At 37.8% G+C, this 19,631-nt stretch carries 19 protein-coding genes; 12 read left to right on the top strand and 7 right to left on the bottom strand.

Annotation, left to right across the window (positions count from 1 at the left end; genetic code table 11):
* The first annotated feature begins 66 nt into the window (after positions 1 to 66).
* The 12 genes from E6H07_02935 (at position 67) to E6H07_02990 (ending at position 13,447) form a co-directional block, all read left to right on the top strand.
* On the top strand, positions 67 to 495 hold the full coding sequence (locus E6H07_02935) for a single-stranded DNA-binding protein (protein TMI64888.1): 429 nt from the start codon (positions 67 to 69) through the stop codon (positions 493 to 495).
* A 200-nt stretch (positions 496 to 695) separates the two neighbouring features.
* Positions 696 to 1,928: a gliding motility-associated protein GldE gene (gene gldE, locus E6H07_02940; protein ID TMI66452.1), complete on the top strand. Its 1,233-nt coding sequence runs from the start codon at positions 696 to 698 to the stop codon at positions 1,926 to 1,928.
* An 8-nt stretch (positions 1,929 to 1,936) separates the two neighbouring features.
* Positions 1,937 to 2,533 (top strand): hypothetical protein, encoded by a 597-nt coding sequence (locus tag E6H07_02945; GenBank protein ID TMI64889.1) that lies wholly within the window; start codon positions 1,937 to 1,939, stop codon positions 2,531 to 2,533.
* 72 nt (positions 2,534 to 2,605) lie between these two features.
* On the top strand, positions 2,606 to 4,384 hold the full coding sequence (locus E6H07_02950; GenBank protein ID TMI64890.1) for a tetratricopeptide repeat protein: 1,779 nt from the start codon (positions 2,606 to 2,608) through the stop codon (positions 4,382 to 4,384).
* Positions 4,385 to 4,418: 34 nt separating this feature from the next.
* Positions 4,419 to 5,015 (top strand): DUF3109 family protein, encoded by a 597-nt coding sequence (locus E6H07_02955; GenBank protein TMI64891.1) that lies wholly within the window; start codon positions 4,419 to 4,421, stop codon positions 5,013 to 5,015.
* A gap of 41 nt (positions 5,016 to 5,056) precedes the next feature.
* Entirely contained in the window at positions 5,057 to 5,626 is a 570-nt protein-coding gene (locus E6H07_02960) for a DNA alkylation repair protein (protein TMI64892.1), read from the top strand.
* 23 nt (positions 5,627 to 5,649) lie between these two features.
* Positions 5,650 to 7,029, top strand: a complete 1,380-nt coding sequence (locus E6H07_02965; GenBank protein TMI64893.1) for an iron-sulfur cluster-binding protein — start codon at positions 5,650 to 5,652, stop codon at positions 7,027 to 7,029.
* 54 nt (positions 7,030 to 7,083) lie between these two features.
* Positions 7,084 to 7,467 (top strand): class I SAM-dependent methyltransferase, encoded by a 384-nt coding sequence (locus E6H07_02970; GenBank protein TMI64894.1) that lies wholly within the window; start codon positions 7,084 to 7,086, stop codon positions 7,465 to 7,467.
* Between the two features lie 308 nt (positions 7,468 to 7,775).
* Positions 7,776 to 9,086, top strand: a complete 1,311-nt coding sequence (locus E6H07_02975; GenBank protein TMI64895.1) for a hypothetical protein — start codon at positions 7,776 to 7,778, stop codon at positions 9,084 to 9,086.
* A gap of 112 nt (positions 9,087 to 9,198) precedes the next feature.
* On the top strand, positions 9,199 to 11,310 hold the full coding sequence (locus E6H07_02980) for a penicillin-binding protein 2 (GenBank protein TMI64896.1): 2,112 nt from the start codon (positions 9,199 to 9,201) through the stop codon (positions 11,308 to 11,310).
* Positions 11,307 to 12,644 carry a rod shape-determining protein RodA gene (locus tag E6H07_02985; GenBank protein ID TMI64897.1) on the top strand — a complete coding sequence of 446 codons (1,338 nt, stop codon included), beginning with the start codon at positions 11,307 to 11,309 and terminating at the stop codon, positions 12,642 to 12,644. Before E6H07_02980 ends, E6H07_02985 begins: the two co-directional genes overlap by 4 nt.
* A 56-nt stretch (positions 12,645 to 12,700) precedes the next feature.
* Positions 12,701 to 13,447, top strand: a complete 747-nt coding sequence (locus E6H07_02990; protein ID TMI64898.1) for an MBL fold metallo-hydrolase — start codon at positions 12,701 to 12,703, stop codon at positions 13,445 to 13,447.
* 84 nt (positions 13,448 to 13,531) lie between these two features.
* Here E6H07_02990 and E6H07_02995 read toward each other — a convergent pair whose 3' ends face one another.
* The 7 genes from E6H07_02995 to E6H07_03025 all read right to left on the bottom strand — a co-directional run bounded on the left by E6H07_02995 (position 13,532) and on the right by E6H07_03025 (position 19,627).
* Entirely contained in the window at positions 13,532 to 13,957 is a 426-nt protein-coding gene (locus E6H07_02995) for a hypothetical protein (protein ID TMI64899.1), read from the bottom strand.
* Positions 13,958 to 14,725 carry a hypothetical protein gene (locus E6H07_03000; GenBank protein ID TMI64900.1) on the bottom strand — a complete coding sequence of 256 codons (768 nt, stop codon included), beginning with the start codon at positions 14,723 to 14,725 and terminating at the stop codon, positions 13,958 to 13,960.
* A gap of 67 nt (positions 14,726 to 14,792) precedes the next feature.
* The gene (locus E6H07_03005; protein TMI64901.1) at positions 14,793 to 15,347 is read right to left on the bottom strand and encodes a sigma-70 family RNA polymerase sigma factor; all 555 of its coding nucleotides are present in this window, start codon (positions 15,345 to 15,347) and stop codon (positions 14,793 to 14,795) included.
* Positions 15,348 to 15,599: 252 nt separating this feature from the next.
* Positions 15,600 to 16,556 (bottom strand): transketolase family protein, encoded by a 957-nt coding sequence (locus E6H07_03010; protein ID TMI64902.1) that lies wholly within the window; start codon positions 16,554 to 16,556, stop codon positions 15,600 to 15,602.
* A 71-nt stretch (positions 16,557 to 16,627) separates the two neighbouring features.
* Positions 16,628 to 17,683, bottom strand: a complete 1,056-nt coding sequence (galE, locus tag E6H07_03015; GenBank protein TMI64903.1) for a UDP-glucose 4-epimerase GalE — start codon at positions 17,681 to 17,683, stop codon at positions 16,628 to 16,630.
* A 51-nt stretch (positions 17,684 to 17,734) separates the two neighbouring features.
* Complete coding sequence (locus E6H07_03020; protein ID TMI64904.1) at positions 17,735 to 18,553, bottom strand: peptidoglycan-binding protein; 819 nt, start codon at positions 18,551 to 18,553, stop codon at positions 17,735 to 17,737.
* Between the two features lie 42 nt (positions 18,554 to 18,595).
* On the bottom strand, positions 18,596 to 19,627 hold the full coding sequence (locus tag E6H07_03025; protein ID TMI64905.1) for a hypothetical protein: 1,032 nt from the start codon (positions 19,625 to 19,627) through the stop codon (positions 18,596 to 18,598).
* Positions 19,628 to 19,631: the final 4 nt, after the last annotated feature.

The raw sequence follows: 19,631 nt of genomic DNA on the forward strand, positions 1-19,631 counted from the left end.
AAACGATTTAATTTTAAAGAGCATTCCCAAAACCACCAACGAGTAAACCTTTTAAACGACAAATTTATGCGTGGCGTTAACCGAGTGATGCTGATTGGCAACCTGGGCAAAGACCCGGAATTACAGCAGTTGGAAGGAAACATTTCTGTTGCAAAATTTCCATTAGCTACAACTGAAACTTTTAAGGACCGTGGCGGTAAGTTGGTAAGTCAAACTGAGTGGCACACAGTAGTACTATGGCGTGGATTGGCAGACCTTGCGGCAAAGTATTTACACAAAGGAAGTTTGGTTTATATAGAAGGAAGATTAAGAACCCGCAGCTGGGATGATAAAGAAGGCCATCGAAAATTTGCCACTGAAGTGGTGGGTGATAACCTGATAATGCTGGATAAAAGAACGGACGGCGCAGGTTCGCATCATCATGGTGAAAGCGGAGTTGAAGGAACAGATACTCCCTCAGCCGACATCCCTGGCGATATAGACCTCAAATTTTAGTTTTATAAACATATTTTTGCAATACCAACTCAAAGGCAGGTTGTAACCTGCCTTTATGATTGAATCTGAAACCAAAATCACATTAATTGGAAAGCCATTCGTTACTAAACTGGATTGATACAAAACTGCTTTTCATTTTGCTGGCCGGCCAAACGGATGGTTTGATATTGCCTGTTATTTTACTTGCTGTTTTACTGCTCATGTCATTTGCTGTTTCTGGTGCTGAGGTTGCTTTGTTTTCGCTCAGCAGTAAAGACGTGAATATGCTGAAAACAAAAGAACATGATGCAGCAAAAAGGATCATCAACTTGCTGGAAGAACCCAAAGAAGTTTATGCTACACTGATGATAACGGGCACCTTCATCAACATCAGCATTATTGTTTTGTCTAATTTTTTATTGAACAGGATCATTCCGCTGGATAATGTATCATTCACCCTCTCTGTTATTATCAAAGTAGTGATCATTGCTTTCGTTATGATATTTTTTGGAAAAGTATTACCAAAGGTTATGGCTACACAAAACAACCTGCGGTTTGCCTATGACTCTTCTTTCTTTATCGATTCGCTGCATCTTTTATTTCGACGTATCAGCAAATGGATTGTTTCATTGGCAGATGGAATTGGTCGCCGCTTAGGTGCAGATAAAAGTGAGGCCCTCAGCATCCGTGAACTGGATGAAGCAATCGATATCAAATCAGATGACGAAGCTTCGCAGGAGGAAAAGAATATCATGAAAGGTATTGTGAAGTTTGGAAATATAACTGTAAAGCAGATCATGCATAGCCGGTTGGATGTAAACGGGCTTGATCATGATATGCCATTTAAAGAGTTGTTACAAAAAGTAGAAGAGTTGCATTATTCAAGATTACCGGTTTATAAAAATAACCTCGATGAGGTAGTGGGTATTATCAATACAAAAGACCTCATTCCTCATTTGGACGAACACGAAAACTTTGACTGGCGGCCATTAATGCGCCAGCCTTATTTTGTTCCGGAAACAAAAGCGATTGAAGATCTGCTGAAAGAGTTTCAACAAAAACGAATTCATTTTGCGGTGGTAGTAGATGAGTTTGGTGGTACCAGCGGTATTGTCACACTTGAAGACATTATGGAGGAGGTGATCGGTGAAATAAAAGATGAATTTGATGAAGAAGAAAACAAAAACAAAAAGCTGGACGAACATAATTTTGTGTTTGAAGGCAAAACACATTTGATTGACATGTGTCGTATCATGAAATTACCTCCAGACATATTTGACAGGATAAAAGGAGAAAGTGAATCAGTAGCGGGGCTAGTGTTGGAAATATATGGTGAAATTCCGCCTGAGAATGAACTCATCCCTTGTGGTGATTTTCAATTTACTGTTATTGAGAAAAATCCAAACCGCATACAGTTAGTTAAAGTAACCGTTATACCCAGTCTAAAAAAATAACCTACCTGATGAAAAAATCATTTTTTGGTTTTATATGCTTTAGTGTTTTGATTTTATTATTTGCCTGCAACAGCAATTATACATATAAAAAGAAAGGATATTTTAAAATTGATTTCCCCCAAAAAGAATATCGGTTATTTGATCAACCCGGCTATCCTTATTCATTCGAATACCCTGTATATGCTAATGTGATAAAAGACTCTACATTCTTTGGAGATGTAAGTGAAAATCCGTGGTGGATCAATATTGATGTACCACAACTTGGCGGACGGGTATATGTTAGCTATAAAGAGATTGGACCAAAAAATAGATTTGATTCATTACTCAATGATGCATTTAAGATGACTTACCTGCAGCACAGCACAGTGGCCAGCGGCCGTGATGATAGTCTTATGCATACACAAAATGGCGCTGAGGGTTATTTTTTCAAGCTGTTCGGGAATACGGCAACTGCCAACCAATTTTTTCTGACTGATTCTACAAACCATTTTTTACGTGGTGCTTTGTATTTTGATGCAACTCCCAATGAAGACTCACTGAGTATTGTGAATAATTTTTTGAAACAGGATCTATTTCATTTGATCAACACGCTGAAGTGGAAATAACGATGTGCTATCGTAGCCTGTTTATTTATTGCCCCTGCCCTATCTTACTTATACTACTAAATTAACTGACTGATGAAAAAGTTTTTTCTTTTTACCTGCATGCTGTTTTCATTTCTATTTATGAAAGCACAGCAAACTGCAACTACTGATACGCTCAAAAAAGCCCTTGCCAAGGCCACTGATATCAATGAAAAAGCTAACCTGCTCGATAATCTTTCCCGGATATTAATGAATGTGAATCCTACGGAAGCTGAGATGTATGGTGAGCAACTGATAACATTGGCAGAAGAATCAAGGGACAGAGAGTTGATGGTAAAAGCCTACCAGTCAAACGGTACACGTTGTATGTATTTTGCTACGCAACAAAAATTTGCTTCCCGATCAATTGAGTATTACAATAAGGCACTGACGATTGCGAAGCAAAACAAGATGGAAGAAAAAATTGGTGAAGTACAATTGCAGCTTAGCAATATTAATTTACTGATGGTTGAAAAAGATAAAGCTCTTTCATATGCAAACCAGGCTTTTTCACTTATATCCACTTTATCCAATGATAGTTTATTGGCAGAAGCACATAACTGCTTTGGCCGGATCTATATTTCCCGCAATGAAAAGACACTGGCCCTGCGGCATTTTTTTAATGCAGTAAGAATTGCCGAAGATATAAAAGCAGGAAAAAGCCTTAAAGCTAATTTGCTGCGTAACGGCTATCTTAATCTTTCAGCATTCTACTCCGGTATAGAAGATTATGATAAAGCAATAGACTATTCAACAAAGGCCTATAAGCAACTTGATAATATGTCCGAGAAAAATGTTCCTTTCCAACGGGCTATTGACATCAATAATCTCGGGAACCTTTTTGCAGCAAAAAAAAATAATGATATAGCCATCAGTTATTTTGAACGCTCCGTAAGGATGGCCGATAGTTTAAAATTTCCATCGCTGAAAGTGCCGGCCTATATAAGTATACTTAATCAGTATCTCCGCGTAGATGAACCGGCGAAAGCCTTGAATTATCTTAACTCTCCTTCTGGCAAACAATTAAAATCCTACCTGGTAAATTTTGGCATGTCTGCTGCGTGTGACCAGGCTTATGGCTATACCTATGCAGAAATGGGGCAATACGACTCGGCTCGAATTTATTTTGACAGAGCCTTTCCTTTCTTTGACAAAAGTACAAATGAAACAAACAAGGTTTCGTTTTACAGGCAACTGGCAGGTTTTTATAAAAAGTCAGGAGAAACCAAAAAAGCTATAGAGTATTTTATTAAAGTAAAAGAGATCGGCGAAGCTAAAGGCATGCTTGAATATGTGAGAAATGCAGCAAAAAATCTTGATTCGCTTTATTTAAAGTCCGGTGATCTTAAAACAGCTAATTTATATAATGTCGTCTATTACCAGTATAAAGACAGTATTGATAAACTGAATAAAGAAAACGAACTGGCACAAATAGAAGCTCTGGATGAACAGCAAAGGCTGGATAGAAAACTGGCAGAAGAAGTTGAAGCGAAAGAAAAAAGAAACCGCATTCAATACATGGGTATTGTAATTGCAATCGCTGCATTGTTTATTGGGCTGGTTATGATGGGCTGGTTTAAAGTCTCTGCAAATACGATCAGGGCTATTGGGTTCTTTGCATTCCTTCTCTTTTTTGAATTTATTTTCCTCGTATTCAAGAAAAATATTTATGGTCTGACAAAAGGAGAGCCAATGTATGATCTTTTATTTATGATCGCATTGGCAGCCATCCTTGTACCGCTGCACCATTGGCTGGAACACAAGGTGATTCATTTCCTTACCTCGCATCATATGCTGAGACTGCGTGGAATATTTTCGAAAAAAACAGGATGAATTTTCTTAGGCTTACATTTGCAAAAAATCAGTTGTGATAGTAATAGATAAAGTAATTATCAGTGATGATGTGGTGGAAAAACAGTTTGTTTGCGACCTGGCCAAATGCAAAGGTGGTTGCTGTGAAGAAGGTGATGCCGGTGCCCCGTTGGATAAAGCAGAACTGAATATCATTAAAAAAGTATTTAATAAAATAAAACCATATCTCTCTGCTGCTTCTTTAAAGGAAATAGAAAAAAAGGGATTTTATGTTTATCACCGTGAGTTTGGCTGGGTAACTCCTACCCTTGGCAATGATTCTGAAATTTGTGTATACGGAATTCGGGAAAAAGATGGCATGATCAAATGTGCATTTGAACAGGCTTACTATGATGGTGTCATTGAATGGAAAAAACCCATCAGTTGTCACCTTTACCCGATCATTTCAGAAAAAGGTAAACATGGTGATTATGACAAGATGAATTATGAGCCGAGAGAGAAACTTTGTAACCCGGCTTGTGCATTGGGTAAAAAACTAAAAGTACCTACTTATGAATTTCTGAAAGAACCCATCACCAGAAAATATGGTGAAGATTTTTATAATGCATTAGATAAAGCCGCCAAAGAGCATTTCACTGAAAAAGTAAAATGATTCACAAAGTATTCGGGTCCTTTCAGGAATAGCATAAACTGATGTCCCCATTATTTAAGCAAATACAAAAAGAACTTGGAGCAGCTTCTACACCGGAAGCAAAAGCTGCCGCATTAAAATTTGTACCCGGCATTACAAAAGTCTATGGTGTAAGAACACCCGTGTTAAATATAATGGCTAATAACTATAAAGAAGGCGGGGTTGATTTGGTAAAAGAGTTATGGGAATCCGGGGCATTTGAGGAAAAAGTATTAGCAGCAAAAATGCTGAGAGAAATTTGCAAAAAAGACCCGGAGCTTTCTTTAAAACTCATAGCCGGTTTTTCTAAAGACATTTCTGACTGGGTTGTGTGTGATACCCTGGGCATGCAAAGTTTGAAACCCGTGGCAAAGAAAATACAACCTGCAATTTTTGATCTATCTGCAAAACTCATGCAGTCAAAAAATCTCTGGGAAAGAAGATTATCACTGGTAATACTCGAAGTATTTACAAAAGATAAAACCCTGCAACCTGAAATAATGAAAAGGGTGAAAGCATTGGAGAATGACGAAGAGTATTATGTAAAAAAGGCTGTAGTATGGATTAAAGCAAATTTTAAAAAAGGAAAATGACCTGCGAATCATAAATTTGTAACATGTCTGAACATTCCGAATCATTTATTGCCAAAAGCACAGTGAAATCCGGCGACAGGGAACATCGCCGAAAAATCAATTTTAATATTGGTAAATACAATACTGTAGTTGTACAGGGCAAAAAACAGTTCAGCAATATTAACCTGGCAAGAGAAAGGGCAAAGAACCTGAAATGGAAGGCAATTGAAACTCTTGATAAGCAATTGGAGAATTTTGAAGCTGCCATTACCAAACGTGGTGCAAAAGTATTATGGGCCGAGGATGCCCAGCAAGCCTTGGATATTATTGGTAAGATCTGTACAGATAAAAATTGCAAGATATTGGTGAAGAGTAAGAGTATGGTGACGGAAGAAATTCACCTGAATAAATTCATGGAAGAAAGAGGTATTGAAAGTGTGGAAACAGACCTGGGAGAATACATTCAGCAGCTGGATGGCGAACCTCCTTATCATATTGTAACACCAGCTATGCATAAAAGCAAGGAAGATGTTGCAAAGCTTTTTGCTGAGAAACTCGGAACTGATCCAAATCTTACGCCTGAACAATTGACACTGGTAGCAAGGCAAAAATTGAGAGAGAAATATGCGCAGGCTGAAGTAGGAGTTACCGGTGCTAATTTTCTTATCGGTGATATTGGCGCCATTGCTATTACAGAAAACGAAGGCAACGCAAGACTGAGTTGCTCCATGCCGAAAACTCATATTGTTGTTGCCGGTATTGAGAAAATGATTCCTTCGCTAAATGACCTTGCCCTATTCTGGCCTTTGCTTGCAACATTCGGAACGGGTCAACAGATCACTTCATATAATACAATTGTAACCGGCCCCAGGCAGGAAGGCGAAGTAGATGGCCCTGAAGAAATGTATGTGATCCTGCTTGATAATGGTCGCACAAGTATTCTTGCCGATGCAAAGCAACGTGAAAGTTTATACTGCATCCGTTGCGGTGCTTGTTTAAATGCCTGTCCTGTTTATAAAAATATCGGCGGGCATAGTTATGAAACAGCGTATAGTGGCCCGATCGGTTCTGTTATAACCCCGCACTTAAAGCCATTGGGCGAATGGAAACATCTCAGTTATGCCTCATCCCTTTGTGGTAATTGCACAGAAGTATGTGCTGTAAAAATTAACCTGCATGAATTGCTGCTGGAAAACCGGCATGAAGCCGTAGAAGAAGGACATAGTGTATTCGCAGAAAGAGTTGCCTGGAAAATGTGGAAGCAGGCCATGCTGCGCAGAAGCCTGATGAATATTGCAAACGGCAGCACCAAAAGCTGGGTGATAAACAAAATAGGAAAAGCATGGACAGAACACAGGAGCAACCTTGAGTTTCCTAAAAAATCATTCAACCAACAGTGGAAAGAGAAATACGGGGACAGATAAGCTGTTATTACAAATACATTCTAAAGTCTATTCATTTAATTTATTATTTCAAGAATGGCTTCGCAGGTTCAATACTATAATCAATTTGGTGAGTTATATGAAGAAAGTATTCTTGGTTGTCCCGAGCCTGAATATTGGACAACGGATTATTCAGAGAAAGGGAGAATTTACATTGAGATGAAAAAACGCATAGACCAACAAAAAGAACTGATAGCAGAATATTTTACGAACAAGTTTACTGTGTTAGATATTGGCTGTGGTTTTGGTAGGCAAGCAGTGTTACTTGCAAAAATGGGATTTAAAGTAACCGGCACTGATACTAGCGATGTCTTCATTCAAATAGCCAGCAAACTTTTTGAAAAGAATAATTACAAAGGAGAATTCCTTTGTACAGATATAATTAGCGGGGGGGGAGGCACAATCAAATACTTTTGCTAGATGTAGCGGAGCATATTAAACCTTCAAAGAGAAAACTATTCTTTAAAAAAATTGCTGATTTATCAAATTCAGGTTCGGTTTTAATTGTTTCCCTTCCTCATGTAAAAAACAGACCAACTTCCATAATAAATAATCGCATTAGACGGTCAATCACACAACACCTGCCCTATTTTTTGAAAAGAGAAGAACATCCTTATCCAATTCCCAAAAAGTGGGACATACTCAACATGACTGTTCGAAACTTTTCTTTGCTTAAATTTATCGAGTCTGCGGATACAGATTATTATGTTTTTCACAGATACTAAGACATGCTTGTTTACTCCAAAAAAATTACTCCCCGCCTTCGTTATATCACCGATTTCTTTGGTAAAGAAATCACAGGTAAGCCATTTGAGTTAACTGATGACGTTGACGTTTTCAAAAATCATAATGGGCCGAAGATCAATTATAGCAACAGCAGAATTAATGATGAAGAATTAATAATTAATAATTGCCTACTTCTTTTCGAAACTACAATCAAAAAACAAAATATAGACTGTTTTGAAACAAATGGCTTTAAAGCATTTTTTAAAACAACCGGCGATTATGCTTTTGACATTTTTGCTGCATCATTTTACCTGATTAGTCGTTATGAAGAATACCTTCCGCACAAAAAAGATATCTATAGCCGTTATGCTCATGAAAAATCATTAGCATACAAAGAAGGTTTTCTGAATCTGCCGCTGATTAATATCTGGATAGAAGATTTCAAAGCAACAATAAAAAGAAAGTTTCCCCTTTTCTCTTTTCACTTTTCACCTTTCACCTTTCAGCCAACCTATGATATAGATGAAGCTTATTCTTACAAACATAAAAGCTGGTTAAGAACATTTGGTGGCATATCGAAATCATTAGTGAATGGAAAATGGTCAGCCTTGAAAGAAAGATCAAAAGTAATACGAGGTAAAGCGAAGGATCCATTTGATTCCTTTGATTGGATGGATGCCCTGCACGAAAAGCATAAGCTAAAACCGATTTACTTTTTTCATGTAGCAGCGACCAATGCCCGGTATGATAAAAATATTTTGCCTACCGAACCGGCGATGAAACAATTAATAAAAAGTCATGCCGAAAAATACCCGGTGGCTATTCACCCATCCTGGCAAAGTGGTGATGATGAAACCCTACTGGAAAAAGAAATTGAAACACTTCAAGATATTACGGGAAAAAAGATCACGGTATCCCGTCAGCATTATATCCGGTTTACCTTACCGCATACTTTCCGCAGGTTGATACAGGCTGGCATTACCGATGATTACTCAATGGGCTATGGAAGCATCAACGGTTTCCGGGCATCCGTGGCTTCAGCGTTTTACTGGTACGACCTGGAAAAGGAACAAACCACTCCACTCCTGCTACACCCCTACTGCTTTATGGATGCAAATTCCTTTTTTGAGCAAAAACTTTCTTCCCAACAGGCTTTTGAAGAAATGCTTCACTACTATCATACAGTTAAATCGGTCAACGGGACGTTGATCACTCTTTGGCATAATACGTTTTTAGGTACAGCTCAACTCTATACCGGCTGGGGTGAACAGTACCGGAAGTTTATCGAAATCATCTGCTCACCTAAAGTATAATGCCCCGGTGTTTTTCCTAGTGAAATAAAAACTTAAAATCTTAACCGTTCAATATTAAATCCCAAGCCAACACTCTACCTTCGTATATCACAATCCCCGTACATTTTCCAATATGCCCGTTTACAACCAGAGTAGAAGCCGTGTTATCAAAATAGTATTTGCATTTGCATTCTTCATAATCATTGCACAACTCTTCTATCTTCAGATCATTTCTGATTTTCGCAGCCAGGCTGATGAACAGGCGATCCTCCGCAAAACAATTTATCCTTCAAGAGGAATCGTTTTTGATCGTAAACGAAAAGCTATACTAGACAACACATTGGCTTACGATTTAATGGTTACTCCTTCGCAATTAAAAGGTGTAGACACAATACTGTTATGCAGGATACTGGAAATTGATACTCTTGTTTTCAGAAAAAGGATCATCTCTGCCATTATAAAAAATACCAGTCAAAAACCAAGTGTTTTTGAAGCATCACTTTCCAAACTCAAGTTTGCAAGGATGCAGGAAAATATGTTTCGTTTCAGTAAAGCATTTTTCTTGCAGGAACGTCCGGTACGTCGTTATCCTTACGAAGCAGCAGCAAATGTTTTTGGCTACATGGGTGAAGTGGATACAGCTTTCTTACGCAAGCATGATGGAGAAGGTTACCAGCAGGGAGACTACACTGGTTTTACAGGTATTGAACGTACTTATGAACAAGCCTTGATGGGTGAACGTGGTCTTGAAGTTTTTAACCGGGATAAACTCGGAAGGATCGTTGGCTCATTTGATGAAGGTAAAGAAGATATAGAGGCTGTTGCCGGAAGTAATTTATATACAGAGCTTGATATTGAGTTGCAATTACTGGGAGAAAAACTGATGTCAAATAAAGTAGGTTCTATTGTTGCTGTAAATCCTAAAACAGGTGGCGTCATTGCCATGGTAAGTAGCCCTACTTATAATCCAACCTACTTAACCGGAAGTGAAAGAAGCAAACACTTTTCAGAACTCTATGTTGATCCCAAGAAACCATTATTAAACCGTGCTGTAAATGCTGGCTATTCACCCGGTTCTACATTTAAGACATTACAGGCATTGGTGGGTTTGCATGAAGGTGTGATCACAACAGATTTTACTGTTTCATGTGGTGGTGCATTCTATGGTTGTGGTGGAGCTAAGCCGATGGGTTGCCTGGACGTTGGAACTTTTAATTTGTTGAATGCAATCCGGATCTCTGACAACACTTATTTCGCTACAGTAATGCAACGTGTAATTAATAATCCAAGATATCCGACACTGGATAGCAGTCTTCGTGCATGGGACCAGTATATGTATGCATTCGGACTTGGACATAAACTCGGGGTCGATATACCAACTGAAAGACGAGGGAATATTCCAACACCTGAATATTATGATAAGGTTCATGGAAAAGGTAGATGGACCTATTGCAGTTTCCGTTCAGTAAGTATCGGGCAAGGCGAGGTAGATGTAACGCCAATACAGGTAGCAAATGAAATGGCCTATATCGCCAATAAAGGTTCATACTATATTCCACATATTGTAGATTCTATTGAAGGCGGAGATAAATTCGGTTTACTGGATAAATTTAAAAAACCGATCCGGCCGATCGATATATCAGAAGATATATTTGATATAGTACATGAAGGCATGCAACGGGTAGTTGATGGCGGAACCGGCGCCGGTGCAAGAGTACCAGGTATTGCTATATGTGGTAAAACAGGTACAGTTGAAAACTATGCTATTGTCAGCGGTAAATTGGCAAAGCAACCTAACCACTCTTTCTTTTGCGGTTTTGCACCGAGGGAAAACCCAAAGATCGCCATCATGTGTGTGGTTGAAAACAGCGGTCGTTTTGGCGGCACGTTTGCTGCTCCAATTGTAGGTCTCATGATTGAAAAATACCTGAATGACACATTAGCTGCCGGCCGGAAAGCAGAAGAAGAAAGATTGACAAATCTTAACCTGATCCCACCATTGATGAAGAAAAAGATCCATGAACTGGATTCACTAAGAAAAGTGAAAGAAGAAATGAAGAGATTAAAAGATACTTTACAGATTGATATTACACCGGAAGAGGAAGAATTAAAAAATGCTACACAGCCAACAAGGCCGGGCAACAATACGCCCCAAAGAAATGAGCCGCAAAAACAAAAAATGATTGTTGATTCAAACAGGCAACGAAATCTGAATCCTAACAACAGGCCCAATACTAATAAATGAGACGCAACCAACCCACCATATCAAAAGGGATTGACTGGAGTCTTATCTGGATCTATTTTATTCTTTCGGCTATTGGCATCACGGCCATATTTGCAGTTACTTATAAGGATGGTGACCCCATCATTCAAACTTTCCTGGGTTTTAAAACAGATTACAGCAAACAACTTTATTTCTTTTTTATTTCAATGTTATTGGGAATATTCATCCTGCTTACTGATAGTAAGTTTTTTGCTGCTACCTCCAACCTGCTATATGCATTTGGCATTTTTACTTTGTTACTTGTTTTTCCATTTCACTCAAACATCAAAGGAACGGAGTCCATTATCAAACTCGGTAGCTTTAATTTTCAACCGGCTGAGTTCTGCAAAGTTTTTGTTTGTCTTGCATTGGCAAAATATTTATCAAGACCCGAAACGGATTTTTCAAAAACCCGTTCACAATTGATTGCAGCCGCTATTGCATTACTGCCCGCTATGATGGCCATTGCACAAAGTGAAACCGGGCTGGCACTTGTTTATTTTTCATTCTTTATTGTAATGTACCGGGAAGGTTTACCCTCACTAATTTTGATCATCGGGTTCATTATAGGGGTGCTGGTTGTATCTACTTTACTGGTTGAAAAATTCTTATTGGCCGGTATATTAACGGGCATTGCAATTCTTACTGTTTATTTTTTATGGAGACAGATAAAAAGAAGAAGAGAGTATCTGCTTTACATCCTGATCGTTTGGGGCATATGTGTAAGTATCCAGCTTTTAGCCGTACCGTTTGTATTCAAAAATGTTTTAAAGCTTTACCAGGTAGAAAGAATTTATAGTACAGTAGGCATGGAAGTTCCGAAGGAATACCTTGATGCCCATAAAACAGAAACCAATACCAGCGGTAAGAAAAAAGATACTGATTATAATGTTCGCCAATCAAAAATTGCGATTGGCTCGGGACAGCTGACAGGTAAAGGACTATTGAAAGGAACACAAACCCGTTATGGTTTTGTGCCCGAACAGCGTACCGATTTTATATTTGATACGATCGGTGAAGGTTTTGGATTTATCGGAACCTCGGTTGTGCTGAGTCTTTTTCTTGTTCTACTATTCCGAATTATCACTATAGCCGAAAGACAACGAAGTACATTCAGCCGCTGTTACGCATATGGTGTTGCAGCCGTTTTCTTTTTTCATATCGTCATTAATGTCTGTATGACGATTGGTCTTGCCCCGGTAATAGGCATACCGCTTCCATTCATCAGTTATGGCGGCACCTCTTTGCTTACCAACTCTATGTTGCTCGCCATTCTTATTCGTTTGGATGCTGACAGGCAAATGGTACTCCGGTAAGATCACAAGGCAAATTCCATCTAAAATCGAATCTTGTATCTGTATTTTTGCTGCTTATGCAAATCATTCCCCTCAGCGAAGGCACATTCACTATTGACAAAACAAAACTTTTTGTTCCCTTTGATGAAGACAAACATGAATTGAATGAAAGACCAGTAGGTAGTTTGCTTGTAGAAGTACAGCCTTTTGTTATTGTAACTGATAAAGATGTTTTATTACTTGATACAGGATTGGGCTTTATAAATAAAAATGGTACACCCCAGATTCATCAAAACCTGCTCGATGCCGGTATAAAACCTGAATCAATTACAAAAGTACTGATGACACATTTGCATAAAGACCATGCTGGCGGCGTAAGTATAGAAGATAAATTAACCGGATATTCATCACTCAATTTTCCGTCTGCTACTTATTTTATACAGCAGCGTGAAATTGATTTTGCTTTTGAAAAAGGTTTTCCTTCTTTCATTAAAGAAGAGCTGATGGCATTACTGGATGCGTCAAATGTTGTACTACTTCATGATGATTCCGGTATTATTGATAATTATATTCACTATGAGATTACCAGTGCTCATTCTCCTTTTCACCAGGTATTCTGGATAAAAGAAAACAATGAAATTATTTTTTTTGGCGGTGATGATGCACCACAGCTACAGCAGATGAAACACCGCTTTATTGCCAAATATGATTATGATGGGAAAAAGTGTATGGAGCTAAGAAGAAAATGGTGGGAGCAGGGACAGCAGGAAAAATGGACTTTTCTTTTTTATCACGATGTAAAAAATCCTGTTTATAAATTTTAGATATTTTATTTAATAAAAAGGCCTGCTCCTGATCAGAGCGGGCCGTTGCTAACCTATGAAAAACACCAAGTTAATAATATGCGTTTATACAGGGTTTACTTTCTGAATTCGTTGAGGTTTGTCATTTGTCCGGTTCTGAATTCTTCTTTCGTGCTGAATTTCTTTTAACTCCCTGATAAATATGTCTTGATGCTCGTACACATCGTTGCTTCTTTTTTCACCCAAAATCTCCTTAAACTCACTTCGGTATCTTATTCTTAGATCAATGATCTTTTGTTGTAAATCCAATCTGGGTCCTTGTCCATTCTCTCTAAGGGTAGTTCTCCATTCTTTAAAGTATCGGATAAAAACGGGGGTAAATTTTTCTGCTTCATTCTTAGTGAGGTCCATTCTTTTTTGAATATATTCTTTCATCTTATCTCTAATCCTTTCATCAGCAGTCCCATCCTGTGCCTGTGCAGCAAAGCCAGTAAGAATGAACAGGGTTAATATGTAAAAAAACTTTTTCATTTAGTTTAATAAGGTTTCGTCGGATTCATCAGTTAATGCTTCAGTGTCTTTCAAAAAGTCCTGTAACTCATTTTCAGGAATATCCTTAATTAATTCTTTTATATCGTCAGACTTATTTTTGGCTGATACTACAGTTCCATCAAAATTGGTTTCTTTTTCAGCCAGCTTAATAAACTCATCGATCTTTTCGGTACTTACTTTCTTCATACTCTTCTCAACCCATGCATGAGGATCCTTATCAATACTTATCTTATTCTGTTGTAAAACTAATACACCTGTTATAGCGACAATTCCAATAACCGCTGCAGCAACTGCCATTCTAAACGATCTGCGACTTGTAATTGAAAACACTTTTGTTTCTTTTACAACAGGTACAGAAAGATTTTCAAAATATCCCTGCGGAACGCTGTAAGGATTTTCTTTTTTCAATCCTTTCAGTAAAGGAGATAAGTTTTTTAATTCTTCATCTGCATTTGTAAAGTCTGCAGTAACATGCATTACACTTTTCAATCTTTCTTCCAGGCCTTCAAAATATCCTGCCGGAACTTTATATGTATTTGTTCTTGACAAACCACACAGGTATGGCGACAGATATTCCAACTCTTCTTTTGCATCTGCAGCTTCCATTGCTTTGATACGGGCCAGAACCTGTGAAGCAAATCCTTCAAAATATCCCTGAGGCACGGAATAGATATTTTCAAGGGGGTTGACGGTTAGATTGCTTCCCAGTTCTTTTAATTCATTTAATATGTCGTTCCTGTTTGTCATTTTTTCTATGATCCTATGCCAATGGCACATGGACAACGTTTATGAGACGCTTTCTGTTTTTCAAAGTTTAATGGTTCAGCATATAATCCTCAACTTTTTTCACCGCATGATGGTAACTGGCCTTGAGGGCTCCCTCGCTGGTTTCCAGCACTTTACTCATTTCTTCGTAGGGCATTTCATCATTATATCGCAGCAAAAATACTATCCTTTGTTTTTCAGGCAGTTGCTGAATAGCCAATTGCAGTTTCCACTCCAGTTTTTGGGAATCGAAATGTTCGTCGGCTTTTATCCTGTTACTTAAGCCTGATTCCTCATCACTGAGGCTTACCGAAGTCCGTTTCTTTTGCTGTTCAATAAATGTGAGACTTTCATTCGTAGCTATCCGATAAAGCCAGGTATACAGCTGGCTATCTTCCCTAAAATTTTCCAATCCTTTCCATACCCTGATAAAAACATTCTGCAAAACATCATTGGCATCATCATGATCCACAACCATTCGGCGTACTAACCAATATAATTTTTCCTGATATTTTTTTATGATAGCTGTATAGGCCCGTTCTTTAGTTACGGGATCACGGAACTGTATCAGCAGTTCATTGTCTGCAATGGCGGTTGGGTTCATCAGGTCAGGGCTTTGAAACGATTAGAATATTGGTGACTCATTTAGTTTAAATGAAACAGCTATAGTAAAAGTATCATTTTTTTTGTGTAACCAGCAAAACACCTCGATTAAAAGTTCCTTGCAAGTTTATCCTGAGCTTTGTCGAAAGACACTCTTCTACTGCAACAATTCTATTCGGCTTACCAAAATATCTACAAATAAAAAAGCTCTTCGTTTAAAGAAGAGCTTAATCAATTAGATCAATGAACCTGGTTATTTTCTTTTCATTACTTTCTCTGCAGCTGCTACAATATCCGGTATATCCAATCCATATTTCTTCAGCAATTCTTTTGGTGTTCCGCTTTCGCCGAAAGTATCTTTTGTACCTACATATTCAATCGGCACAGGAAAATTCTTTGCAGCACATTGAGCAATCGCATCACCCAATCCGCCAATGATATTATGCTCTTCTGCAGTTACAACACATTTAGTTTTTTTAATGGACCTGATCACAGCTTCTTCATCCAGCGGTTTGATGGTATGAATATTTATTACTTCAACACTTACTCCTTTCTCCTGTAATATTACTCCGGCCTGTATAGCATTCCATACCAGGTGGCCACATGCAAAAATGGTTACATCTGTTCCTTCGCTGAAATGCTGTGCCTTGCCGATTTTAAAATCTTCTTCTTTTGTAAAGATGGGCCATACCGGGCGGCCAAAACGTAAATAAACCGGGCCAACATAATCAGCAATAGCCAACGTTGCAGCTTTGGTTTGTGCATAATCACAAGGAACGATCACTGTCATACCAGGCAACATTTTCATAAGGCCTATATCTTCCAGTATTTGATGAGTTGCACCATCTTCACCTAATGTAACGCCTGCATGTGATGCACATATCTTTACATTCTTTCCGCTATAAGCAACCGATTGTCGTATTTGGTCATACACACGGCCAGTAGAAAAATTTGCAAATGTTGTCGTAAATGGAATTTTACCACCGATCGTTAACCCTGCACCAATGCCAATCATATTCGCTTCACCAATTCCGCACTGTATAAATCGTTCAGGAAATTCTTTGATGAACTGGTTGAGTTTTAATGAGCCGGCGAGATCGGCAGTTAATGCAACAATATTCGGATTCTTCCTACCCGCCTCCACTATTCCATCACCAAAACCGCTGCGGGTATCTTTATTGCCGGTTGGTTGTATGTCTTTGAGCATAATTTCTATTTGAGATGGCGCAAAACTAAGGGATAGCTATTAATTATCGGGACTATAAACCAAATGGGGAAAAATCAGTTTAATTCACCTGGAACATCTCCAAAAATTGTCTGATCGGCCTGTAATCTTTGTTCCCAATCCCATGCAGTTTTCATCATTTCTTCAAGTGAGTATTTTGGATTCCACCCAAGAATGGTTTTTGCGAGATCATTATTTGCATAAATAGCAATTACATCTCCCGGTCTGCGTGGCCCGATTTCATAATTCAGTTTTACACCGCTTACTTTTTCAAAAGCAAGGATTGATTCAAGAACAGTGACCCCATTACCACTACCTAAATTAAAAACTTCGCATAAACCTGAGTTTTTTTCTTCTTCAAGATATTTCATGGCTAATGTATGTGCATTGGCCAGATCACAGACGTGAATGAAATCACGGAGGCAACTGCCGTCACGGGTGGGGTAATCATTTCCAAAAACAGTTAGTTTCGGCAACTTACCAATTGCAGTTTGTGTAATAGCCGGTACAAGATTTTCCGGATTACCCAACGGCATTTCTCCAATAAAAGCAGTTGGATGTGCCCCAACAGGATTAAAATAACGAAGCAGTATACAATTGATACCGGTATTTTTTGCAAACTCATTTACAATTTGCTCACCCATTTGTTTCGTATATCCATAAGGAGATGCAGCAGGTTTGGGTATTGTTTTTTCCGTAACCGGAATCGAATCAGGGTTTCCATAAACAGTACAGGAAGATGAAAAAACAAAATAAGGAACCTTATACTCATCCACACATTTTAGCAGGTTGATCAATGAAAGGAGGTTATTATCAAAATACAATAATGGATTCTCAACCGACTCTCTTACCGACTTATAGGCTGCAAAATGAATGACCCCGATGATATCTTCATTTTCAAGGAATACAGCAGAGGTATCATCATAGCTGCATAGATCAACTTTGTAGTTCTTGATTTTCTGGCCGGTAATTTTTTCAACTCCATCCAGTATCAGTGGATTGGAGCGGGAGTTATTGTCAATTGAAATTACTTCATATCCATTTTCAATCAAATCAATAATTGTATGCGAACCAATATAACCACAGCCTCCGGTAACTAATATTTTTCTCATATATAAAAAATCCGGGCAAAGGTCAGGGTTTTTAGTCTAAGTTCCTTGTCTTTAAACAAGTGGTTCTATTGAAAACACATCCAGTTTTGATTGCATAAAATTTCTCACTCTTTTCAAAACAGCATTACCATTATTTGAACCGCCGTCATTTGTATTTCCTTCAATTGTTTCAAATACTCCATTGCCTATACTGATTATAATGCCGGTATGAATCCAGTCATTAGGAGTTTTTTGCAACAAAAAAATATCTCCTGGTTTTACTAATGATGGATTATTTCTAACTGCGGTAAAACGGGACAATAATCCTTTTTGTAAACCAATAGTACCAACAGTATCACAACTAAAAGTGAGAGGCATTAAAGTTTTGAAGTTTTTTTCCTGTAAAGATGCGGCCTGATCGATAATACCCTGAACAAAACCCATACACCAAAACCAACTTGTCCCTTCATGACCTTCCATATAAGCTCTTACCCAAGGACCCATATTCGACTGGCCTTTTACGTTTAGTTCAAATGGGTGATTTTTCAAATGATTGATAGCTGTGTTCACCACCAACTGCCGCAAACTGGCGCCATTGATATTTCCTTCAAATGCGTTTTTCATCGGCTCAGACAACAAATCAAATGTCGGTTTATCTACTACTCCGTTTTGTGTAAGTCCTTTTGCTTTTTGATAGTTCATTACTGATTTTTCAGTTGCTTGTCCAAAATCACCATCGACATCGGTGGTTGTACCGGCATTGGGATTAGACATTGCAAACAAGGCAAGCCATGATTGAATTTTCATCACATCTTTCTTATTGCTGTTAGCACCGCCTTTCTTTTGGGTAGCAGAAATGGAGAGTTCTTTGAGGTAAGTTGTTTTTTGCATGGTGGAAGGTTTTAAGATTTAATAAAATATTTTTTAAAACAATCAAATCGTCACTTTAAAAAAACGAAAATTGTAATCAACCATAAAATAGCCACTGTTTGTTTTTATTACCCGGCTATTTATAGAAAATTCCGAGTTTGTAGAAACCACATCATCTACTTGCAGTGTTTCAAGTTCTATTTTAAAACACTCTCCCGAACCAGTATTCTGGAGCAGAAAAAATTTATCTGTTTTATCAATAAGTTTTAGAGTGCCGGATTTTTTTATCCATTTAGTCAGCGGAAGATCTTGTTTACTGATTATAATGCCTATTTCAGGATCAATTTGATATATTGAATTCATTGTGCAATGATAGAGGTATCTCTGATGAAAAAAAGAAACGCCCAACACCCTCTCAGTAAGTTTCAATACCCATTTTATTTTGGAGGAATTGATATCAACTAATAAGAGATACCATGCAAGCATTCCAGATAACAACTCTCCTCTTTCTTTATTAAATAAGAGTCTATCAATTTTATTTTTCCCTGGCTTCTCGAAAAAATCTAAAAATTGAGTCTGGTCTTCAAGATCAATACTATTTACAACGTTCTTTCTGGTAATAGACAGCTTTAATGGATGATTGATATTTATTAATGCAATTCCATTATCTAAGCATTGGATCAATCTACATGAATCTACATAGGTTTTCGAAATTTCATTAGAGATTAAATCAAGGCTAATAATTGCAGTTTTATTTTTAAACGTTTCAATAAAGAAAATAAACCGATCTGTTATACAGCTTAAGCTCGGATCTAGTTTCCCTTGGGTTTTATAACTAAAGAAATTATCCTGATGTGGAGAATTTGTGATACTCAATAATGTCTCTGTTAAAACAATTAATTTTTTTTCATACACATACATTGTTGGATTTATCTTATCATTTATAATTTTTATTCTATAAACATCTTCGTCAACTTCTTCTTTATCTGTGGAAAAAATTTTTATGTGCCCTTGTTTATCTAAAAGCAAAATACTTTCATCATACAAAACTGTTTCCAATACAGGGCTTTCTAATATTATCTGTTTTGCAGTCATAATA

It is taken from the genome of Bacteroidota bacterium (assembly GCA_005882315.1).
GTDB lineage: Bacteria > Bacteroidota > Bacteroidia > Chitinophagales > Chitinophagaceae > VBAR01.